We start from the raw sequence: 18,472 nt of genomic DNA, 5'->3' as shown, positions 1-18,472 counted from the left end.
CGCGGTGCGGGGTTGTCAGGCTCGGAACCGCGGGCCCAGTACCCGGGTGCCCTCGCCCGACTCGCACTCCTTGCCCCATACGGCCTTGGAGATCGTCGTCGGACCCGGGAAGTTGGCGTACGAGTCGGCGTCCGGAGCCGCCCCGGTGCTGTAGTGCAGACAGCCCTTCACGCTCTGGTACCAGCCGTCGCCGAGGTCGACGGTGCCGGAGTAGCGGATGTGGTCGACTTCGCCCTCGTTGTTGCCGTTGTTGAACAACGACCTGGCCTTGTAGCCGGTGGACCCACCCCAGTCCCCCTGCTTCTCCCGCACGATCGATCCGCTCATGTCGAGGCCGGTGTACGCGCAGACAGCCCCGGAATCGCAGCCCCTGTACGAGTTGCCGGCCTGAGCCGTCCCCGGAACCGCCACGATCGCCGCGGCGGCGGCAGTTGCGGCTGCTGCCGCCCACGTACGCAGATGCTTGGCCATGTCATCCCCCGATTCGTTTCCTGATGAAAGCGGTCATGTCCCGCTAACAAGGCGTTTGCCGTGTTTGACGTGAACAACGCTAAGTGGAGATCGAGTCCGGGCGGTACTGGTAGCAACTAGTACGCCCGAGGGAACCGGATCCCTATGGACTTGCCAGGGCGCACCGGTTAGTAAGCCCCATGGACATCTCCGCGACCCTGTACATGACGGACGAGACCATCACTCCCGTACGCCTGGCGCGTGAGCTGGAGGAACGCGGGTTCGCGGGGCTGTACCTGCCCGAGCACACCCATATCCCCATCGCCCGCCAATCCGCCTATCCCGGCGGGGAGATGCCGCCCGAGTGCGCCCGCATGCTGAGCCCGTTCGTGGCGCTCGCGCAGGCCGCCGCCGTCACCGGGCGGCTCCGGCTCGGCACCAACATCGCGCTGATCGGCCAGCACGACCCCATCGACCTGGCCAAGCAGATCGCCACCCTCGACCACCTCGCGTCCGGCCGCCTCACCCTCGGCATCGGCTACGGCTGGAACCGCGAGGAGGCCGCCGACCACGGCGTCCACTGGCCGACCCGCCGCGCCCTCGTCCGCGAACGCATGGCGCTGATGCGGGCGCTGTGGAGCGAGCAGCCGACCGCGTACGAGGGGGAGTTCGGGAGCGTCGCCGCCAGCGACGTCCACCCGAAGCCGGTCGCGCGCCCGGGCCGGCTCACCGGGCCCCGGACGCTGATCGGGGGCGCCGCGGGGCCGCGGCTCTTCGCGGAGATCGCCGCGTATACGGAGGGGTGGATGCCGGTCGGCGGCAGCGGTCTGAGCGCGCGGCTCGGGGAGCTGCGCGAGGTGTGGGCGGAGGCTGGGCGCGCGCCCGAGGAGCTGTACGTGGCGGTGACGGCGGTGGTGCCCGAGGCCGGGAAGCTGGAGTACTACGCGTCGTTGGGGATCGACGAGGTGATCCTGCAGCTGCCCGCGGCCGGGGAGACCGAGGTCCTGAAGACCCTGGACGACTTCGGGCAGTACCTGTGACGGGGCGGCACGGGGATGCCACGGGTGCCGGTCCGTATGTCGGAGGTCGCTCGTATGCTCGATCCATGACTGATCACCAGCCCGCACCCCCCACGGCCAATGCGATGCGCCGCGCGCTCAGGCGCGCACGCGACGGTGTGGCGCTGGACGTCACCGAGGCGGCCGTGCTGCTGCAGGCCCGCGGCGAGGATCTGGCGGATCTGACCGCCTCCGCGGCCCGGGTGCGGGACGCGGGCCTGGAGGCGGCCGGGCGCCCCGGCGTCATCACGTACTCGAAGAGCGTGTTCATCCCGCTCACCCGCCTGTGCCGGGACAAGTGCCACTACTGCACGTTCGTGACCGTCCCGGGCAAGCTGCGCCGGGCCGGGCACGGGATGTTCATGTCCCCGGACGAGGTCCTGGACATCGCCCGCCGCGGGGCCGAACTGGGCTGCAAGGAAGCCCTGATCACCCTCGGCGACAAGCCCGAGGACCGCTGGCCCGAGGCCCGCGAGTGGCTCGACGCGCACGGCTATGACGACACCATCGCGTACGTACGGGCCATCTCCATCCGGATCCTGGAGGAGACGGGTCTGCTGCCGCACCTCAACCCCGGGGTGCTGTCGTGGACGGACTTCCAGCGGCTCAAGCCCGTCGCACCCTCGATGGGCATGATGCTGGAGACGACCGCCACGCGCCTGTGGTCCGAGCCCGGCGGCCCGCACCACGGCTCCCCGGACAAGGAACCGGCCGTACGGCTGCGGGTGCTGGAGGACGCCGGCCGCTCCTCCGTGCCGTTCACGAGCGGGCTGCTCATCGGGATCGGTGAGACGTACGAGGAGCGCGCGGACTCCCTGTTCGCGCTGCGGCGCGTGGCCCGCGCGTACCACGGTATCCAGGAGCTGATCATCCAGAACTTCCGCGCCAAGCCGGACACGGCGATGCGCGGGATGCCGGACGCGGAGCTGGACGAGCTGGTCGCTACGGTGGCCGTGGCCCGGCACATCATGGGCCCGTCCGGCAATCTGCAGGCGCCGCCCAACCTGATCGCGGGGGAGTACGAGCGGCTGATCGGCGCCGGGATCGACGACTGGGGCGGCGTCTCGCCGGTCACGATCGACCATGTGAACCCGGAGAAGCCCTGGCCGAAGCTGGAGGAGCTCACGGAGCGCTCGGCGGAGGCGGGCTTCGAGTTGCGCGAACGGCTGTGCGTCTACCCGGAGTTCGTGACCCGGGGCGAGCCATGGCTGGACCCGCGGGTGCTGCCGCACGTCCGGGCACTGGCCTCCGCGGAGACCGGGCTGGCGGTCGCGGACGCGCCCGTCGTGGGCCGGCCGTGGCAGGAGCCCGACGAGGGCTTCACGTCCGCGGGCCGCACCGATCTGCACGCCACGATCGACACCGAGGGGCGCACGGGCGACCGGCGCGAGGACTTCGACGAGGTCTACGGCGACTGGGAGGCGCTGCGGGAGGCCGCGGCGCCCGGCATGGTCCCCTCCCGGATCGACGGCGATGTGCGCGCGGCCCTGGCGACCGCCGCCGACGACCCGACGAAGCTCACCGACGACGAGGCCCTGGCCCTGCTGCACGCGGACGGACCGGCGCTCGACGCGCTGACCCGGATCGCCGACGACGTCCGCACATCCGTGGTCGGCGACGACGTCACGTACATCGTCACGCGCAACATCAACTTCACCAACGTCTGCTACACCGGCTGCCGTTTCTGTGCCTTCGCCCAGCGTCGCACGGACGCCGACGCGTACACGCTCTCCCTCGACCAGGTCGCCGACCGCGCCCAGCAGGCGTGGGACGTGGGCGCGGTCGAGGTCTGCATGCAGGGCGGCATCCACCCCGACCTGCCCGGCACGGCGTACTTCGACATCGCGCGCGCGGTGAAGGAGAAGGTCCCGGGCATGCATGTGCACGCCTTCTCACCGATGGAGGTCGTCAACGGGGCCTCGCGCACCGGCCTTTCGATACGGGAGTGGCTGACCGCCGCGAAGGAGGCGGGACTCGACTCGATCCCCGGGACGGCCGCCGAGATCCTCGACGACGAGGTCCGCTGGGTCCTCACCAAGGGCAAGCTGCCCACGGCCACCTGGATCGAGGTCATCAGGACCGCCCATGAGCTGGGCATCCGCTCGTCCTCGACGATGATGTACGGGCACGTGGACCAGCCGCGGCACTGGCTCGGCCACCTGCGCACGCTGGCCGGTATCCAGCAGGCTGCGTTGTCCCAAAACGTGGGCGGCTTCACGGAGTTCGTCACGCTCCCGTTCATCCACACCAACGCGCCCGTCTACCTGGCGGGCATTGCCCGCCCCGGACCCACGGACCGCGACAACCGCGCGGTGACCGCGATGGCCCGGCTGCTGCTCCACCCGCACATCCCCAACATCCAGACGAGCTGGGTGAAGCTGGGCACGGAGGGCGCGGTGGAGATGCTGCGCTCGGGCGCCAACGACCTGGGCGGCACGCTGATGGAGGAGACGATCTCGCGGATGGCGGGCTCGTCCTACGGTTCGTACCGCTCGGTCAAGGACCTCGTCGCGATCGCGGACCAGGCGGGCCGCCCGGCCCGCCCCCGCACCACGCTCTACGGCGAGGTGCCGCAGGAGCGGGTGCGGGCGGCCGAGGCCTCGGACGGGCATCTGCCGGAGCTGCTGCCGGTGCTGGACTGAACGCAGCAGTCCTCGCGGACTAGTCGGCGAAGCGGTGCCCCAGGCGGGCACCGGCCTCCGGCGTGCCCAGGTCGACCGGGCCGAACGAGGCGATGTTGCTGGTGACCAGCCCGTTCTTGCTGCCGCGGAACAGCCAGTAGGCGCCGGAGTCCTGGTGGGCGCCGTCCTCGTTCGGGACGCCGACGGCAAGGTCGGCCCGGTTGTTGTTGTTCACGTCGAGCAGGAACACCTCGGTGCCGAACTTGTCGCCGTGCTCGGACGCGCCCGGCACCCCGGTCGTCGACTGGTGGAAGGCCTGCGCGCCCGTCCCGGTCAGCCCGGAACGGCTGCCCTTGAGCAGCACGACCGCGCCGGCGTCCCGCTTGGCGGAGCTGCCGGAGCCGATGTCCTCGCCGGGCACCCCGGCCGCCACGTCGTCGATCCCGTCACCGGTGACGTCCCCGACGGTGAGCGAGGCACCGAACTGGTCGCCCTCGTTGCTGTCGTTGCCGCCCTCGTCGGCACCGGGCACCCCGGCGGTGTTCTGCGTGATCTTCTTCGTACGGGTCGAAAGACCGGACGCGGAGCCGTAGATGACGCTCACGTTCCCGGCCAGCATGTGGTCGGTCTCCCAGACCGTGCCGGTGTCGCGGAACACGAGGTCCCCGTACCCGTCGCCGTCCACATCCCCGATGACACCGTTGTTGAACGAGGTCAGCTTCTTGGGCGTGTGGCTCAGACCGCCGCTCCCGCCCTGCCAGTACTGCCCCTGGTACGCCATCTCCTCGAAGCCGTGACTCGTCACGATCTCGTCGGCGCCGTCCCCGGTGATGTCCCCGACGACGATGTCGTACGGCCCGAAGGTGTCGCTCGTCGGAATCGGATCGGCCTTCGCGGGCTTCCCGTCCCGCCCGAACGGCCCGTAGTGGATGGTCATCCCGCCCCGGCCGTCGTCCATGTCGTACGGGTAGTCGTCGGAGACCAGATCCTCGTGCCCGTCCCCGTTGAAGTCCCCACTGTTGAACTTCGCACCCTTGACGTCGGGCAGGACCGAGCCCTTCCCGAGCCCGTCCGCCGACCCCCACAGCACCACCGTCTCCCCGCGGGCGGCCTGCACGACGAGATCATCGAACCCGTCGTCATCGAGATCGGCCGCGGTGGTCACCCACCCGAAGCCGTCGTTCTCGTCGACCTGCCCGGGCACCCCACCGGCCCCGGCGGTCAACGTCACCCGCCCACCGGCCCCGACCCCACCACTCCCGCCGTACGCGACGGACACATACCCGGCCTCGGCCTTCCCGTCGACGGTGGCCCCGGGGGCGGACACCGCCAGATCGGCGTACCCGTCCGCATTGAAGTCCACAACCCCACGCCCGTCCGCGGCGACGGCGGAGCCACCGCCGACGACCAGGGAGGCACCGAGTGCGGTGGTGAGCGAGAGAGCGATGATCAACGGGCGGCGCATGATGCCTCCGGTGGGGGGATGTATGGCAGGTCGATCTATGGGACACGCGGGGTGGACGGAAGGTTGCCCCCGGATGTGCGGTGGGCCGGTCAGCCGAAGATCGCCGTGGGGTTTCCGGTGAACCAGGTGTTGTGGATGACCAGCCGACGTATCACCCAGCGCCCGCCCCGGCCGTCGCGACCCGCCTCGCGTACGAGCTCGGCCTCGTACGGGTTCTTGAGCAGGGCGTACGTCGTGTGGTCGGCGCTGAGCAGGTGCTGGGCCTCGACCAGGGCGGTCAGACGGGCGGTGGTGCCGTCGATCGTGATGCGGGGGTTGGTGACCTGGTGGGTGGTGTCCACGCGGCCGGTGAACAGGCCGAGGATGGTCGTGACGATGGTGTCGCGGCCGGCCATCACCGGGGGTGCCGCGCCCCACTTGGCGGCTGCGGGACGGAAGTCCAGCTCGGCGTCCTCGGCGAAGGACGAGGCGAACAGGTCCTTGTCCTTGAGGTCCTGGCCGAGCGCGAAGCGGTGGAGGGCGTCGGTGATCTCGGTCCGGTCGCGCAGCTCGGCGAGGGCGGCCGTGCTGTCGTGGGCGGGTGCGTCGAGTGCGGCGGTGGTCGTGACGGACATGGTGATGGCTCCTCGGGTTCCTGGTGCGGTGGCCTGCTGCACCACTGATCCTTCCGGGGGCCGAGGAGGCCATCAATGAGCCTCCGTGCAAGGATCGTTAAGCGAGGGGAAACGATCTGGGCGGGGGCGATGGAGAAGTACGAGATCGAGGCGTTCCTCGTGCTCGCCGAGGAGTTGCACTTCGGCCGGACCGCCGAGCGGCTGCATGTCTCCACCGCCCGGATCAGCCAGACCGTGGCGAAGCTGGAGCGGCGGGTCGGCGTGCGGCTCTTCGAGCGGACCAGCCGCCGGGTCGAACTCACCCCGGTCGGGCGGGAGCTGGCGGAATCCGTACGGCCCGCATGGGCGCAGATCGCGGACGCGGTCGCGCGGGCGGTGGACGCGGGCCGCGGCCTGAGCGGTGTGCTCACCGTCGCCTTCACCGGGCCCGCGGCGGGTCAGCTGGTCGTGGGCATCGCCCAGACCTTCCGCGCACGCCACCCCGAGTGCGAGGTCCGCATCCGCGAGGCGCACCTCGCGGACGTCGCCCCTTGGCTGCGCACGGGCGAGGCCGATGTGGCGTTCACGCGGCATCCGTTCGACCAGGAGGGCCTGGCCCTGGGGCCGGAGCTGATCACGGAGGCCCGGGTGCTCGCCGTCGCGGCCGGGCACCCCTTCGCGCGCAGATCCTCCCTCGCACCGGACGATCTCGCCCGCGTCACCCTCCTCCGGCACCCCGACTCCCTGCCGCCCGCACTCCGTGAGGACTTGGCACCGGCCCGTACACCGGCCGGGCTGCCGATCGAGGCCGGTGCCGTGGCCGGCACGTCGAACGAGCTCCTGACCCTGGTCGGTGCGGGCGCGGGGGCCGCGCTGGTCGGCGCGCACACCCGCCGCTACGCCGCACGCCATGACGTGGCCTACGTACCGGTCGAGGGCCTGCCCCCGGTGGTGTGGGGACTGGTACGGAACGCGGGGGCCGCTTCCGCGCGGGTACGGGCGTTCGCGGAGGCGGCCGCCGAACTGATGGGCTGAGCCCTGGGGTTGCCCCCCGCCGCCCAGCGGCAGGGCGGGCTCGGCGCGGCCCTCTGGGCCGGGGATGCCGACGGCCGACGGCGGACAGGGCTGCGGTGGCCGGAGCCTGATCAGGACGCATCCGTTCGATTACAGTGCTGCGGGACCGCAGGACAGTGGGGAGGCGGTATCCGTGAGCGCCGGGTCAGGCATATCCGGGCCGGGCACATCCGGGTCCGGCATCTGGGGACGCGTGGAGCAGCAGGACTTCCGCAGCCGTGTGCGCGGGACGCTGCTCGGCGGGGCGCTCGGTGATGCGCTGGGAGCGCCCGTGGCCGGGCTCGCGCTCGATGCGCTGCGGACGGCGCACGGCATGGACGGGGTCGTCGATCTCGTGCCCGCGTACGGGCGCAGGGGTGCGGTGACCTGCGCGACCCAACTGACCCTGTTCACGGTCGACGGGCTGATCCGGGCCCAGGTGCGACGCGACACCGGGGCCTGGCATCCGCCGAGTGATGTGCATCGTGCGTATCTGCGGTGGGCCGTCACGCAGAACGAGTGGGGGCCCGACGAGCGGCGCAAGGACGACGGGTGGCTGGCGCGTGAGGAATGGCTGTACGCGCGGCGGGATCCGGAGCGGGCGCTGCTCAGTGGGTTCGGGGACGAGCGGCTCGGGACGCTGCAGGAGCCCAAGAACCCGGCGGAGCGTGGGGCTGCGGCCGCGACGCGGTCCGCGCCGTTCGGGCTGCTCGTGGGCTGGGAGCCGCAGCTGGTGCTGCAGTTGGCGGTGGAGTGCGCGGCGCAGTCGCACGGTCATCCGACCGCGTATCTGAGCGCGGGCGCGTTCGCGGTCCTCGTGCACGCGCTCGCGCGCGGGGAGTCGCTGGACGCGGCGGTGCAGCGGGTCCTTGGGCTGCTGGCGACGCGGCCCGGGCATCAGCCGGTGACCGACGCGCTGCAGCACGCGCTCGGCGCGGTGCGCCAGGGGCTGCCGAGCGCGGGCCGGGTGGACGAGCTGGCGGCGGAGCGCACGGCGGAGGCCGCGCTCGCGGCCGCCGTGTACTCCGCGCTGGTCTGCGAGGACGTCCGCGGCGGGCTGCGGCTCGCCGTGAACCACGGGGGCGACTCCGCGGCCGTCGGCGCGCTCGCGGGTGCGCTGCTCGGCGCGATGCACGGCGAGACGGCGCTGCCGCCGTCGTGGGTCGCGGAGCTGGAGGGCCGCCCGACCCTCCTTGAGATCGCCGACGACTTCGCGATGGAGATGACCCAGGGCGCCGCGCTGCACGGGCCGGGGGTGGCGTCGCAGGGGTGGCTGGTGCGGTATCCGCGGGGCTGAGCCGTACCGCCGGATCCGTACCGCCCTAGCCGTACACCGGATCCGTACACCGGATCCGTACCGCCCGATCCGTACAGACGAAAGCGCCGCCCGCGAGGCGAACCCCCGCGAGCGGCGCGCAATCCGCAGAGCCGCGGAACCTAACCCCGCGCCCCCGACCGCTCATCCGCCGAGCCGGTCGACTGCCCCGGCACCAGCACCGGGTCCGCGAGGAACTTCCGCTCCAGCTCCTCCCGTTCCGCGTCGCTCGGGTCGTCGTCGAGGGAGTCCACGATCGCCGAGCGGTCCGGGGTGCCCTCCGGCTTCAGCAGGCCGATCACCACGTACAGGACGAGGGACGTGACCAGCGGGCTGGAGACCGTGACGGTCTGGCTCGCGTCCTCGACGCCCCAGTAGAGGACGGCCCAGACGGTCAGACCGCCCGCCCACGAGACGAGGGCCGCGGTCGGCCCGGTGCGCTTGAACCAGGGCAGCAGGCCCAGCATCAGCGGGATGGAGATCGGACCCATCGTGGCCGCGACGATCGAGACCACGACCGTCATGATGAAGCCCTTCGGATCCGCGGTCAGCGCGATCGACATCGAGACGGTGACGAAGGCGACCGTGGTGATCCGGGCGAAGAGCAGCTGCTGGGCCTGGGTGAAGTAGCGGACCTTCTTGACGATGACCGGCGCGAGGTCGCGGGTGATCACCGCGGTGATGACGTTGGAGTCGGAGGCGACCATCGCCATCGTGTGCGAGAAGAAGCCCGCGAGGACCAGACCGATGATGCCGGTCGGCAGCAGCTCCTTGGCGAGCGCGATGTACGCGCCCTCGCCGCCTTCGAGACCGGGCACGATCAGCGGCGCCGCGATCATCGGCACGAAGAGGATGAACGGCCAGACCAGCCACAGGGCGCTGGAGAGCAGCGCCGACTTCTTGGCGCGCGAGCCGCTGGGCGCGGCCATGTAGCGCTGCGCCAGGTTCCACATGCCGCCGTTGTACTCGAAGGTCTTCACGAAGAGGAACGCGATGATCAGGCCGGTGGTGATGGAGCCGTTGACCGGGTCGGCGTGGCCCTCGGGCAGATCGCCCCAGAACGTGAACAGCGAGGTGAAGCCGCCGAGATGGGCGAGCACCGCGAAGAGCATCGCGAAGCCGGCGATCGCCTGGATGATGAACTGCCCGAAGTCGGTGAGGACATCGGCCCACAGTCCGCCGAAGGCCATGTAGAACATCGTGCAGATGCCGGTGATCGCGATGCCCCAGCCGAGCGGGATGTCCGCGAAGCCCTGCAGCAGCACGGCGATGGCGACCCACTTGGCGGCGATGTCGACGACCTTGAGCAGCGCTCCGGAGTACGCGAGGACCTGCTGGGTGGGCAGGTTGTAGCGCACGGCGAGATACGCGAGCGGTGAGTTCACGCCGTGCTTGGCGCGCAGCCGGTTCCAGCGCGGCGCGAAGAGGAACGCGCCGACGCCGACGCCGAGTCCGATGGTCAGCGGCCACCAGAAGTAGACGGTGACACCGTCGTTGTACGCGACTGCCGCAAACGTCACGAACATGATCGCGCTGTAGCCCGACATGTGGTGCGAGATCCCCGACAGCCACCACGGGATGCGCCCGCGGGCGGTGAAGAAGTCGGCCACGGTCTCGACGCGCGATTTGGCCCATACGCCGATGCCGACCATGACGAAGAAGTAGCCGCCGAGTACGGCCCAGTCGAGACTCTTCATTGCCCCCTCCAGGGGTCCGGGTGCGCTAGCCGCGGGCCCGCTCATGGTGGGTTCGACCACGGGGTGGCGACAACCGGATGTAAGGTCAAGGGCAAGTAAAATCGTTCCAGTTGAGGATTCGCGTTCATGTACGTGACCTGAATCAAGGCCCCGCAAACGCACGTCGGCGGTACGGGAAGAGACTCCCGTACCGCCGACGACCTGCGGAAATGTCTGCCGCTAGCGCATGATCTCCCCTGCGTTCACCAGGAGTTGCTGTCCGGTGATCGCCCGCGAGCGATCCGAGGCCAGGAACACGCACGCGTCCGCCACGTCCCCGTCCGTCGCCAGATCCGGCAGCGCCATCCGCGACGTGAGCCGCTTCTTCACCTCGTCCTGAGGCGCGCCCTCGGTGCTCGCCGTGAACTGCACCCAGGCCTCCACCGGCGGACCCCACATCCAGCCGGGCAGCACGGTGTTGACCCGGATCCGGTCCGGGCCCACCTCGCGCGCCAGCGAGTACATCGCGGAGGTCAGCGCGCCCTTCGACGCCGCGTACGCCGCCTGCTTGACCTGCGACGGAGAGGCGATGGCCGACTGCGTCCCGACGATGACGACCGCGCCGCCGCGCTCCTTGAGCCCCGGCAGACAGGCGCGCGTCATCCGCAGCGTGCCGAGCAGATTCGTGTCGATGACGCCCTTCCACGTCTCGAAGTCCGCGTCCTGCAGCCCGCCGAAGTAGCTGTCCCAGGCGGCCACATGGATCACCGCGTCGAGCCGGCCGAACGTCTCGACGGCCAGCGCCGCGAGCGCCTCGCACTGCTGCTCGTCGGTGATGTCGGTCGCCCGGTACGCGGTGTGCTTGCCGTCCGGGTCGATCTCGGCGGCGGCCTTCGCGAGGTTCGCCGCGGTCCGCGCCCCGAGCACGGCGTTCCCGCCGTCCCGTACCACCGCGGCGGCCACCTGCTGGCCGAGCCCGGCTCCGACCCCGGACACGATGACTGTCTTGCCTTGGAGCAGCACGGCTACCTCCGACGCGACTTGAGGACGGACCCTGGTGGATTTCCTGACGGCCCGTCAGAGTAGGGGCGTCCAGCGGAGGAAGGAAGGGGAACGTCATGGGTGAGCAGACCCGTAGCGAGGTCTATGCGGAACTGGCCTCGGTCGGCCCGTACGGAGTGCGTCCCGGGCACGCGCTGATCACGATGGTGGAGCCGCATCCGGGCCATGAGTTCGCGTACAACCGCTGGTACGAGGACGACCACTACTACGCGGGCGCCATGGCCATGCCGTGGATGTACGCGGGCCGCCGCTGGGTCGCCACACGCGATCTGCAGGAGCTGCGCTACCCGGAGAAGTCCGCCGTGGCCCAGCCCGTCACGGCGGGCTGCTACATCTCCACGTATTGGGTGACCGACGGGCGCTACGACGACCACATGAAGTGGACCGTCGGCATCAACAAGCGCCTCAACCGCGACGGCCGGGTCTACCAGGACCGTACGCACGTCTTCACGTCGTTCCAGGACCACGAGGCGACCGTCTACCGCGACGGGGCGGCCGGGCCGCGCGACTACCACGCGCTCGACCACCCCTACCAGGGCCTCGTCGTCGAGGTCGTGGACGCCGAAGGGGCCGAGCAGCGCGCCGAGCTCCTGGAGTGGCTGCGCTCGAAGCACCTGCCGGGGAAGCTCGCGGGTGGTCCCGCGGCGATGGTGGTGATCTTCCGGCCGACGCCGTTGCCCGGCGACAAGATGACGTACGTGAAGCAGGTCGAGGGCGTGGACACCCGGCTGACCCTGCTGTGGTTCCTCAACGAGGACCCGCGCGAGGGCTGGCAGGACCACTTCGCGGGGCGCGACGAGGAGATCGCCGCGTCGGGGCTGGGGAAGGTGGAGCTGGTGGCGCCGTTCATCCCGACGGTGCCGGGCACCGACACCTACGTCGACCGGCTGCGCTGAAATGCCGAGCCCTCTCGGCTAGGACGGCGGGCCAGTCGAGAGGGCTCTTCGATGGTGCATGTGCAGTGGTGCATGTGCAGTTGTCGTTCTTGCGCAGGGTCCTCATTCAGCCGAGGCGGTAGGCCCCTCGGCTGACCTGTCCGACGAACGCGGTCCAGGTGTCGGGCTCGAACGCGATGGCAGGTCCCTGGGGGACCTTGGAGTCACGCACCGCGACTTCGCGCAGGACGGGGGACCTGACTTCAATGCATGCGCCGTTTCCAGTGGAATACGAAGACTTCGTCCACGCATTCGTGGCGCCTTGCTGGATTGCCATGTTTGCTCCGCTTTGTGCTGTGGGTGAGTGCAGTGTCACCGTCCCTGGCCCCACGGGCCGATGACGGTCTTCGTCGCTCAGCGGGCTTTGGTCTGACGCCCTTGATCTGATCGACGTGATCGACGCTACTCGCCACCATCGGTATATGACGCGGCCATTCACTCGACCGGATGGCATATACCATGCGGGTCTTCCCGTGCGGCGAGCCAAGGGTGTACCTTGCCGCCGCTTTTCCTCAGCGGGCGTACTCCTTGGCGATCTCGGTGATGAATTGCCGGGTCTGTTCCACATTCAGCGCCTGTGCCCGAAGATGCTCGTACATGACGCTGTATTTGTGGACGTCGTTCGCCTTCTCGAGATAGAGATCACTGGTGACGCCCTCGATGTAGACCACACTGGAATCCGCGGTGTCCGGGAATTCCAGAATGGCGTACTGCCCGTTCACCCCCGGATGCGCCCCCATCTCGAACGGGATCACCTGCACCGTCACATGGGGCAGTTGGGACATCTCCACGAGATGTTCCAGCTGCTCGATCATCAACTGCTTGTTGCCGACCATACGGCGCAGCGCCGCCTCGTCCAGGACCGTCCACAGCCGCAGCGGATTCTCGGCCGCCTGGATGCGCTCCTGACGGCGTACGCGCACCTGCACACGCTTGTCGATATCCGTCGGCTGCGTCTCCGGCAGTGCCCCGGTGATCAGCGCCTCCGCATAGCCGCGGGTCTGCAGCAGACCCGGCACGACCTGCGGGTCGTACACGCGCAGCGAGGCGGCATCGGTCTCCAGGCCGATGTAGACGGAATACGGAATGTCGCCGAACGCATGCCACCAGCCCTGCTGGCGGCTGTCCTTGGCCATTTGCATCAGGGAGTCGACGATCCGGACGTCCTCGACCTCGTAGACGCCGCACAGATCCCGCACATCGCGCTGGCTGATCGACCGGCGGCCGTTCTCCAGACGGGAGATCTTCGACTGCGAGACGAGCAGCCGCTCGGCGACCTCCTCGGCCGTCATGCCCTTGAGCTCGCGCAATCGCCGCAGCTCCTGGCCCAAGCGGCGTCGCCTGACTGTGGGATTGACGTTGGACGCCACGGGATGTGCCACCTCTCCGGACAGCGGTCTGTTCGTAGGGATACCCGCTCCGATCGGGCGTATCACCGATCGAATGGTGCGTATATCCGCTCCGTGTCTGCTAGTTCAGCAGAGTGCCACCAACTGCCGTGGTCGCGCTGGGAAATGGACCATCTCCGAAGCGCCCGGCGCTGCCGCAACCAGGCCAAACGCAACGCGCGGGGTGGCGGCCGGCGACTGCCGGTCTCCACCCCGCGCGAAGCGGACGGTGCTTCAGTGGTGCGCGGCGCTCGTCAGTGTGCGACGACGCGCGCCATCGAACCGCGACGTGGCTGCGAAGGCACACGGCCTCCGTCCGTCGTCGCCCTGGCCGGCTGCCGGCCTCCCGCGGGTGAGCGGCGTGGCTGCGCCGCCACCCCGTTCTGCACGTCCATCACGGCGTGCGCCACGAGGCCGCCCATCGGGTCGTGCCTGATCAGATCGCGGAGCCGGGAGCGTGATGAACGCCCCTCGTTCCCCGGATACAGGTGCTTGCCGAGTCCGACCGCGTGGGCCAGTGCGGCGAGCGCCGCGGTCCGCGGGTCCGGCGGTACGCCGGTGCGGATCGCCGAATCCAGCCGTGCCCTGATCTCGCGGCTGATCGCCGACTGCGTCGCCTGGTAGCGAGTCGTCGGCAGCACCCCGCACATCTGTCCCTCCACGGCATGCACCATGCCGCAGCGTTCGAGATGCGAGAGATACGTCTGGCGCAGCCCCAGGCGGGGCCCGCCGATCCAGTGGACCGCACGGACCGGAGCGCCACGCCTTCGCAGCAGCTCCAGTGCGCAATCCAGTGTCGGATCACCTGTCGGCCGTGCTGTCACCACGGCGATACGATCCCCATCTGGGGCTATCCGTCCGGCCAGCGCCAGCTCTACTAGCTGTGCTCCGGCGAGACCTAGGTCGAGCGACTGCGGCTGCGCTGTGGTACCCGTGGCCGGGTCCAGAGCGAGCAGCAGAAGCTCCTCCGGAATCGTTCTGCGGCTCCTGCCCATCCATGCCTCCCCGCGTGGATGTCTGACAGGGTGACCCCTCTCACATTCATCTGTCGAGAGTGCGTGGGGGCTTTGTACGGGAACCAGTAGGTATGTCGTTCTCGTCTAGCCAGTGGGCCAACCCCGCAGACAGGGACACTGGTACATGGTTCGGACACCGGGGTCCGGGCTGCGTGGGCGCCCTTGCGGGCACATTTAGCGGCGAGTCGTGCGGGTCGTTCAGGCTGTACGGGTCGTTGAGGCGTAACTCAGGACTCAGGTCGATCGGTCGGAGCTAGGGAGGCATCGGTGGCGGGCGAGACCCCGGACAGGGCGCAGCAGGGGAAGACTTCGGACGCGAACGGTTCGGTGGAACCGAAGGGTCCGGCCCCGTCCGAGGAACGCGCCGCGGATCCCCGCATCGCCGTGTCCCGCCCCCGCGCGAGCGAGCCGAAGGCGGACCAGGCGACGGCGGTGTTCTCGACGGCTGCGTTGCGCGGGGTGGCGGGAGGCGAGGCGGAAGGTTCCGCCTCCGGTGCCGCATCGGGATCCGGTGCCGGTGCCGCATCCGGCTCCGGCTCCGGCGAGGATTCGGACGCTGCTTCCGATGACGCCGCTGACGCTGCGGCGGTTGCGGATACGGGGAGGGAGTCCGGCGAGTCCGGCGAGCCTGCCGAGTCCGCCGAGCCCGGCGCATCCGGTGACTCCGACGGGGACGCGCGGCTGCGGGCTGCTGTGGCGGCTTGGGTGGCCGGGGGAGCGGATTCGGGAGCGTCCGAGGGTGAGCCGGACGCTGAGGCTGCTTCTGGGGCCGAGGACGAGGGTGAGGCGGAGACTGAGGCCGAGCCCGAGCCCGAGCCGGAGACCGAGGTCGAGGCTGAGGCGGACGTCGAGACCGAGCCTGCGCCGGACGCCGAGCCGGCGGACGAGGTCGAGGGCGAGGACGAGGTCGAGCCGGAGGCCGAGGCTGAGCCCGCGGCACCTGCTGCTGACACCGAACCCGAGGCCGCAAGCGAGCCCGACCCCGACCCCGACCCCGAGCCCGCCGACGCCGATGAGCCCGAGCCCGACGCCGAGGACGCCCCGACCGCCGCGGACGCCAAGTCCGATGACGCCGCCGGCGAAGACACCGACGGAACCGACGGAACCGACGGCACCGACGACGCCGACGCCGAACCCCCCGTCGACCAGGCCACCGCCGTCTTCAAGGCCGTGCCGCCGCCCGTCGACCAGCCGACGGCCATGTTCCGCACCGTGCGCCCCGACGCGAAGAGCGACGCGCCGTCCGACGCGAAGCCCGACGTGGCAGACGTAAAGCAGGATGCAAAGGCGGACGCCGAGCCGGACGCGAAGGCCGGCGGTGACGGTGAAGCCGAGTCCTCCGCCGAGCGCACCAGCACCTTCGTCGCACTCAAGCCGCTCGAACCCAAGAGCGCGCCCAAGGCCGAACCCAAGCCAGCACCCAAGGCCGAGCCGAAGGCGCCTGCCGCGCCCGCCGCCCCCGAGCAGCCCGCCCCCACGCCCGTCAACGCCGGCCCCGAGCGCACCGCCCAGCAGCCGTTGCCGCCCAAGGCGCCGATCGATCTGCTCGCCGAGCTGACGAACCGGCCGCCCCCGGCGGAGACGCCGATGCGGACGGTCGGGCGGCGGATCAAGATCTGGACGCCGCTGCTGCTCCTTCTCGCGATCGTCTTTGCTGTCGCACAGGCCGTACGTCCGCTGCCGACCCCGAAGCTGACGCTCACCGCGCAGCAGACCGTCTCCTTCGAGGGCGACAAGCCGCAGATCCCGTGGCCGGACCAGGGCCAGGCGGCGCTCGATGTCGAGGGCATCGGTTCCTTCGGCACGTACGGCGACCAGAAGCCCGTACCGATCGCGTCGATCGCGAAGGTCATGACGGCGTACGTGATCCTCAAGGAGCACCCGCTCAAGGGCGACGACAAGGGCCCGATGATCACCGTCGACAAGGAGGCCGAGGACCACTACGTCTCCGGCAAGAAGGACCTGGAGTCGGTCGTCGACGTCAAGGAGGGCGAGAAGCTCTCGGAGTACGAGGCGATCCAGGCGATCATGCTGCCGTCCGCGAACAACGTCGCACGGCTGCTCGCCCGCTGGGACTCCGACGGCGACGAGAAGGCGTTCGTCCAGAAGATGAACGACGCCGCCGCGGAACTCGGCATGAAGAACACCACGTACACGGACCCGAGCGGTCTGGACAAGACGACGGTGTCCACCGCCGAGGACCTGGTCAAGCTGGGCCGGGCCGCCATGGAGATCCCGGTGTTCAAGCAGATCTCCGGGCAGGGCTCGTACAAGCCGGGCAACGGCCGCGGTGACCCGGCCAGGGGCGACGGGTCGCTCTGGTACAACTTCAACAACCTCGTCCCGACCGTCGCGGTGGGCATCAAGACCGGTACGACCACGGCGGCCGGCGGCAACCTGCTCTTCGCCTCGTCGAAGACCATCGACGGCAAGGAACAGATCGTGATCGGCGCGGCCCTCGCGCAGTTCGCGAAGCACACGAACGCGAACATCGACGAGGTGACCGCCAACAGCCGCAAGCTGATGGACGCGGCGGAGGCGGCGCTGGAGTCGAAGACGGTCGTGAAGAAGGGCGACGTCGTCGGGCACGTGGACGACGGGCTCGGCGGCACGACGCCCGTCGTGGCCACCAAGGACGTCAAGGCGGTCGGCTGGTCGGGCCTGACGGTCGAGCTCGGCCTCCAGGCCGAGAAGACGATGCCGCACAAGGCGAAGGCCGGTACCGAGGTCGGTGTCCTCACGGTCGGCGACGGCAAGGGCGAGGCGGTCAGCGTGCCGGTCGCGCTCCAGTCGGACCTGGAGGAGCCCGGCTTCGGCGCGAAGCTGACGCGGATCATGTAGGCGGAAGAAGCAGGGAGGGTGCGGGGTGCGGGGCGCTGCCCCGGGCCCCGCGTCCGTTGGGGCTCAGCGACCGGCCGCGCTCACGGGGTACGCGATGTCGCACGCCTCGTCGTCCGGACCCAGCGTGTCCCACGGCGCGATGTAGATCTCCCGGCAGGGTCCTTCGATCCGCAGTCCCTGCGCCTGGATCCAGTGCTCCACGGCCTCGTACGCCGCGATGATCTGCGGGTAGAACACCTGCGCCTTGGTGATCCGGGTGTACGCGTAGCGGCGGGCGGGCTCGACGCGGAAGGCGACCGCGGGGCCCTGGCGCTCCGCCCACGCGCGGGCCGCCTCCGCGTCCGCGACCGGGACGCAGCTCTCCACTGGACCGTCGCTCTCCTGTGTGACCTCGGCGTGGTACGCCACGAACGGTGCGGCCGTGATGCCCCCGCACTCCTGCGCCGCCTTCTCCAGGCGGCCCAGCGACTCACCGATGTACGCGGGCAGTTCGCCCGCGAGCGTGTGGCGGGTCTCGGTGAGCACCGTCTGCTCGGGCACCTCGACCGTGCGGATCTCGAACTTCTCGTACATCTCGGAACTCCTCCCTGAAAGCCGTCCACGGAGGAAATGGACCAGCGTCCGCTGGGCCGCGAACCGCTCCTCGACGTCCCTCCAGTACGCCTCGACGGCCGCCGCGGCGCGGGTGTCGTCGAGCGCGACGATCTCGATGACCGTCGCGAGCGGCATGTCGAGCTGCCGCAACAGGGCGACGAGACGGGCCTGTTCGACCTGTTCGGGCCGGTAGAAGCGGTAGCCGCTGACGGGGTCGACGCGGGCGGGCGCGAGCAGTCCCAGCCGGTCGTACAGCCTGAGGGCCTTCGCGGAGAGGCGCGAGCGGGCCGCGAACGCCCCGATCGTGAGCCATCCGTCCTCGTCGCGTCCGCCGTCAGCGGGATGTTGCGTCATGGGTCCATCCTCCGTGACCGGGCGCGATTGCCCCCGGTGGACCCGACCCTG

General features: G+C 70.3%; 15 protein-coding genes. 6 read left to right on the top strand and 9 right to left on the bottom strand.

Features of this window, described 5'->3' with window-relative positions:
* Positions 1–15 precede the first annotated feature (15 nt).
* Entirely contained in the window at positions 16–471 is a 456-nt protein-coding gene (locus ACIBI4_RS14215; RefSeq protein ID WP_399204085.1) for a peptidase inhibitor family I36 protein, read from the bottom strand.
* Between the two features lie 179 nt (positions 472–650).
* Between ACIBI4_RS14215 and ACIBI4_RS14210 the strand changes: the two genes are divergently transcribed.
* Together ACIBI4_RS14210 and ACIBI4_RS14205 are read left to right on the top strand one after the other, a co-directional pair.
* Entirely contained in the window at positions 651–1,490 is an 840-nt protein-coding gene (locus ACIBI4_RS14210) for an LLM class F420-dependent oxidoreductase (RefSeq protein WP_399204084.1), read from the top strand.
* Between the two features lie 65 nt (positions 1,491–1,555).
* The gene (locus ACIBI4_RS14205; RefSeq protein WP_399204083.1) at positions 1,556–4,150 is read left to right on the top strand and encodes a bifunctional FO biosynthesis protein CofGH; all 2,595 of its coding nucleotides are present in this window, start codon (positions 1,556–1,558) and stop codon (positions 4,148–4,150) included.
* Between the two features lie 19 nt (positions 4,151–4,169).
* Here ACIBI4_RS14205 and ACIBI4_RS14200 read toward each other — a convergent pair whose 3' ends face one another.
* Together ACIBI4_RS14200 and ACIBI4_RS14195 are read right to left on the bottom strand one after the other, a co-directional pair.
* Positions 4,170–5,594, bottom strand: coding sequence for a hypothetical protein (locus tag ACIBI4_RS14200; protein WP_399204082.1), 1,425 nt, complete (start codon positions 5,592–5,594; stop codon positions 4,170–4,172).
* Between the two features lie 89 nt (positions 5,595–5,683).
* Complete coding sequence (locus ACIBI4_RS14195; RefSeq protein WP_399204081.1) at positions 5,684–6,208, bottom strand: nuclear transport factor 2 family protein; 525 nt, start codon at positions 6,206–6,208, stop codon at positions 5,684–5,686.
* A 75-nt stretch (positions 6,209–6,283) separates the two neighbouring features.
* Here ACIBI4_RS14195 and ACIBI4_RS14190 point away from each other — a divergent pair, with 75 nt between their 5' ends.
* On the top strand, positions 6,284–7,222 hold the full coding sequence (locus ACIBI4_RS14190; RefSeq protein ID WP_399204079.1) for a LysR family transcriptional regulator: 939 nt from the start codon (positions 6,284–6,286) through the stop codon (positions 7,220–7,222).
* A gap of 172 nt (positions 7,223–7,394) precedes the next feature.
* A complete protein-coding gene (locus tag ACIBI4_RS14185; protein WP_399204078.1) occupies positions 7,395–8,537 on the top strand; it encodes an ADP-ribosylglycohydrolase family protein in 1,143 nt (380 codons plus the stop codon).
* Between the two features lie 140 nt (positions 8,538–8,677).
* Here the strand turns inward: ACIBI4_RS14185 and ACIBI4_RS14180 are convergent, their stop codons facing one another.
* Both ACIBI4_RS14180 and ACIBI4_RS14175 read right to left on the bottom strand, forming a co-directional pair.
* Entirely contained in the window at positions 8,678–10,252 is a 1,575-nt protein-coding gene (locus ACIBI4_RS14180; protein WP_399204077.1) for a sodium:solute symporter family protein, read from the bottom strand.
* Between the two features lie 219 nt (positions 10,253–10,471).
* Positions 10,472–11,254 (bottom strand): SDR family oxidoreductase, encoded by a 783-nt coding sequence (locus ACIBI4_RS14175; RefSeq protein ID WP_399204075.1) that lies wholly within the window; start codon positions 11,252–11,254, stop codon positions 10,472–10,474.
* A 95-nt stretch (positions 11,255–11,349) separates the two neighbouring features.
* Here ACIBI4_RS14175 and ACIBI4_RS14170 point away from each other — a divergent pair, with 95 nt between their 5' ends.
* On the top strand, positions 11,350–12,189 hold the full coding sequence (locus ACIBI4_RS14170; RefSeq protein ID WP_399204074.1) for a hypothetical protein: 840 nt from the start codon (positions 11,350–11,352) through the stop codon (positions 12,187–12,189).
* 106 nt (positions 12,190–12,295) lie between these two features.
* On the opposite strand, the gene ACIBI4_RS14165 is transcribed toward ACIBI4_RS14170, so the two are convergent.
* From ACIBI4_RS14165 to ACIBI4_RS14155, 3 genes are all read right to left on the bottom strand, one after another.
* Positions 12,296–12,505: a DUF397 domain-containing protein gene (locus ACIBI4_RS14165; protein ID WP_399204073.1), complete on the bottom strand. Its 210-nt coding sequence runs from the start codon at positions 12,503–12,505 to the stop codon at positions 12,296–12,298.
* A gap of 235 nt (positions 12,506–12,740) precedes the next feature.
* A complete protein-coding gene (locus ACIBI4_RS14160) occupies positions 12,741–13,598 on the bottom strand; it encodes a helix-turn-helix domain-containing protein (RefSeq protein ID WP_399204072.1) in 858 nt (285 codons plus the stop codon).
* Positions 13,599–13,870: 272 nt separating this feature from the next.
* Positions 13,871–14,611: a GPP34 family phosphoprotein gene (locus ACIBI4_RS14155; RefSeq protein WP_399204071.1), complete on the bottom strand. Its 741-nt coding sequence runs from the start codon at positions 14,609–14,611 to the stop codon at positions 13,871–13,873.
* A gap of 288 nt (positions 14,612–14,899) precedes the next feature.
* Between ACIBI4_RS14155 and ACIBI4_RS14150 the strand changes: the two genes are divergently transcribed.
* The gene (locus ACIBI4_RS14150) at positions 14,900–17,473 is read left to right on the top strand and encodes a D-alanyl-D-alanine carboxypeptidase (protein WP_399204070.1); all 2,574 of its coding nucleotides are present in this window, start codon (positions 14,900–14,902) and stop codon (positions 17,471–17,473) included.
* A 63-nt stretch (positions 17,474–17,536) separates the two neighbouring features.
* Here the strand turns inward: ACIBI4_RS14150 and ACIBI4_RS14145 are convergent, their stop codons facing one another.
* Complete coding sequence (locus ACIBI4_RS14145) at positions 17,537–18,421, bottom strand: MerR family transcriptional regulator (RefSeq protein ID WP_399204069.1); 885 nt, start codon at positions 18,419–18,421, stop codon at positions 17,537–17,539.
* Positions 18,422–18,472: the final 51 nt, after the last annotated feature.

Source organism: Streptomyces sp. NPDC050418 (genome assembly GCF_044458745.1).
Classification (GTDB): Bacteria; Actinomycetota; Actinomycetes; order Streptomycetales; family Streptomycetaceae; genus Streptomyces.
The sequence above is the reverse complement of the archived record's forward strand: the minus strand, read 5'-3'. Positions and strand labels throughout refer to the sequence as shown.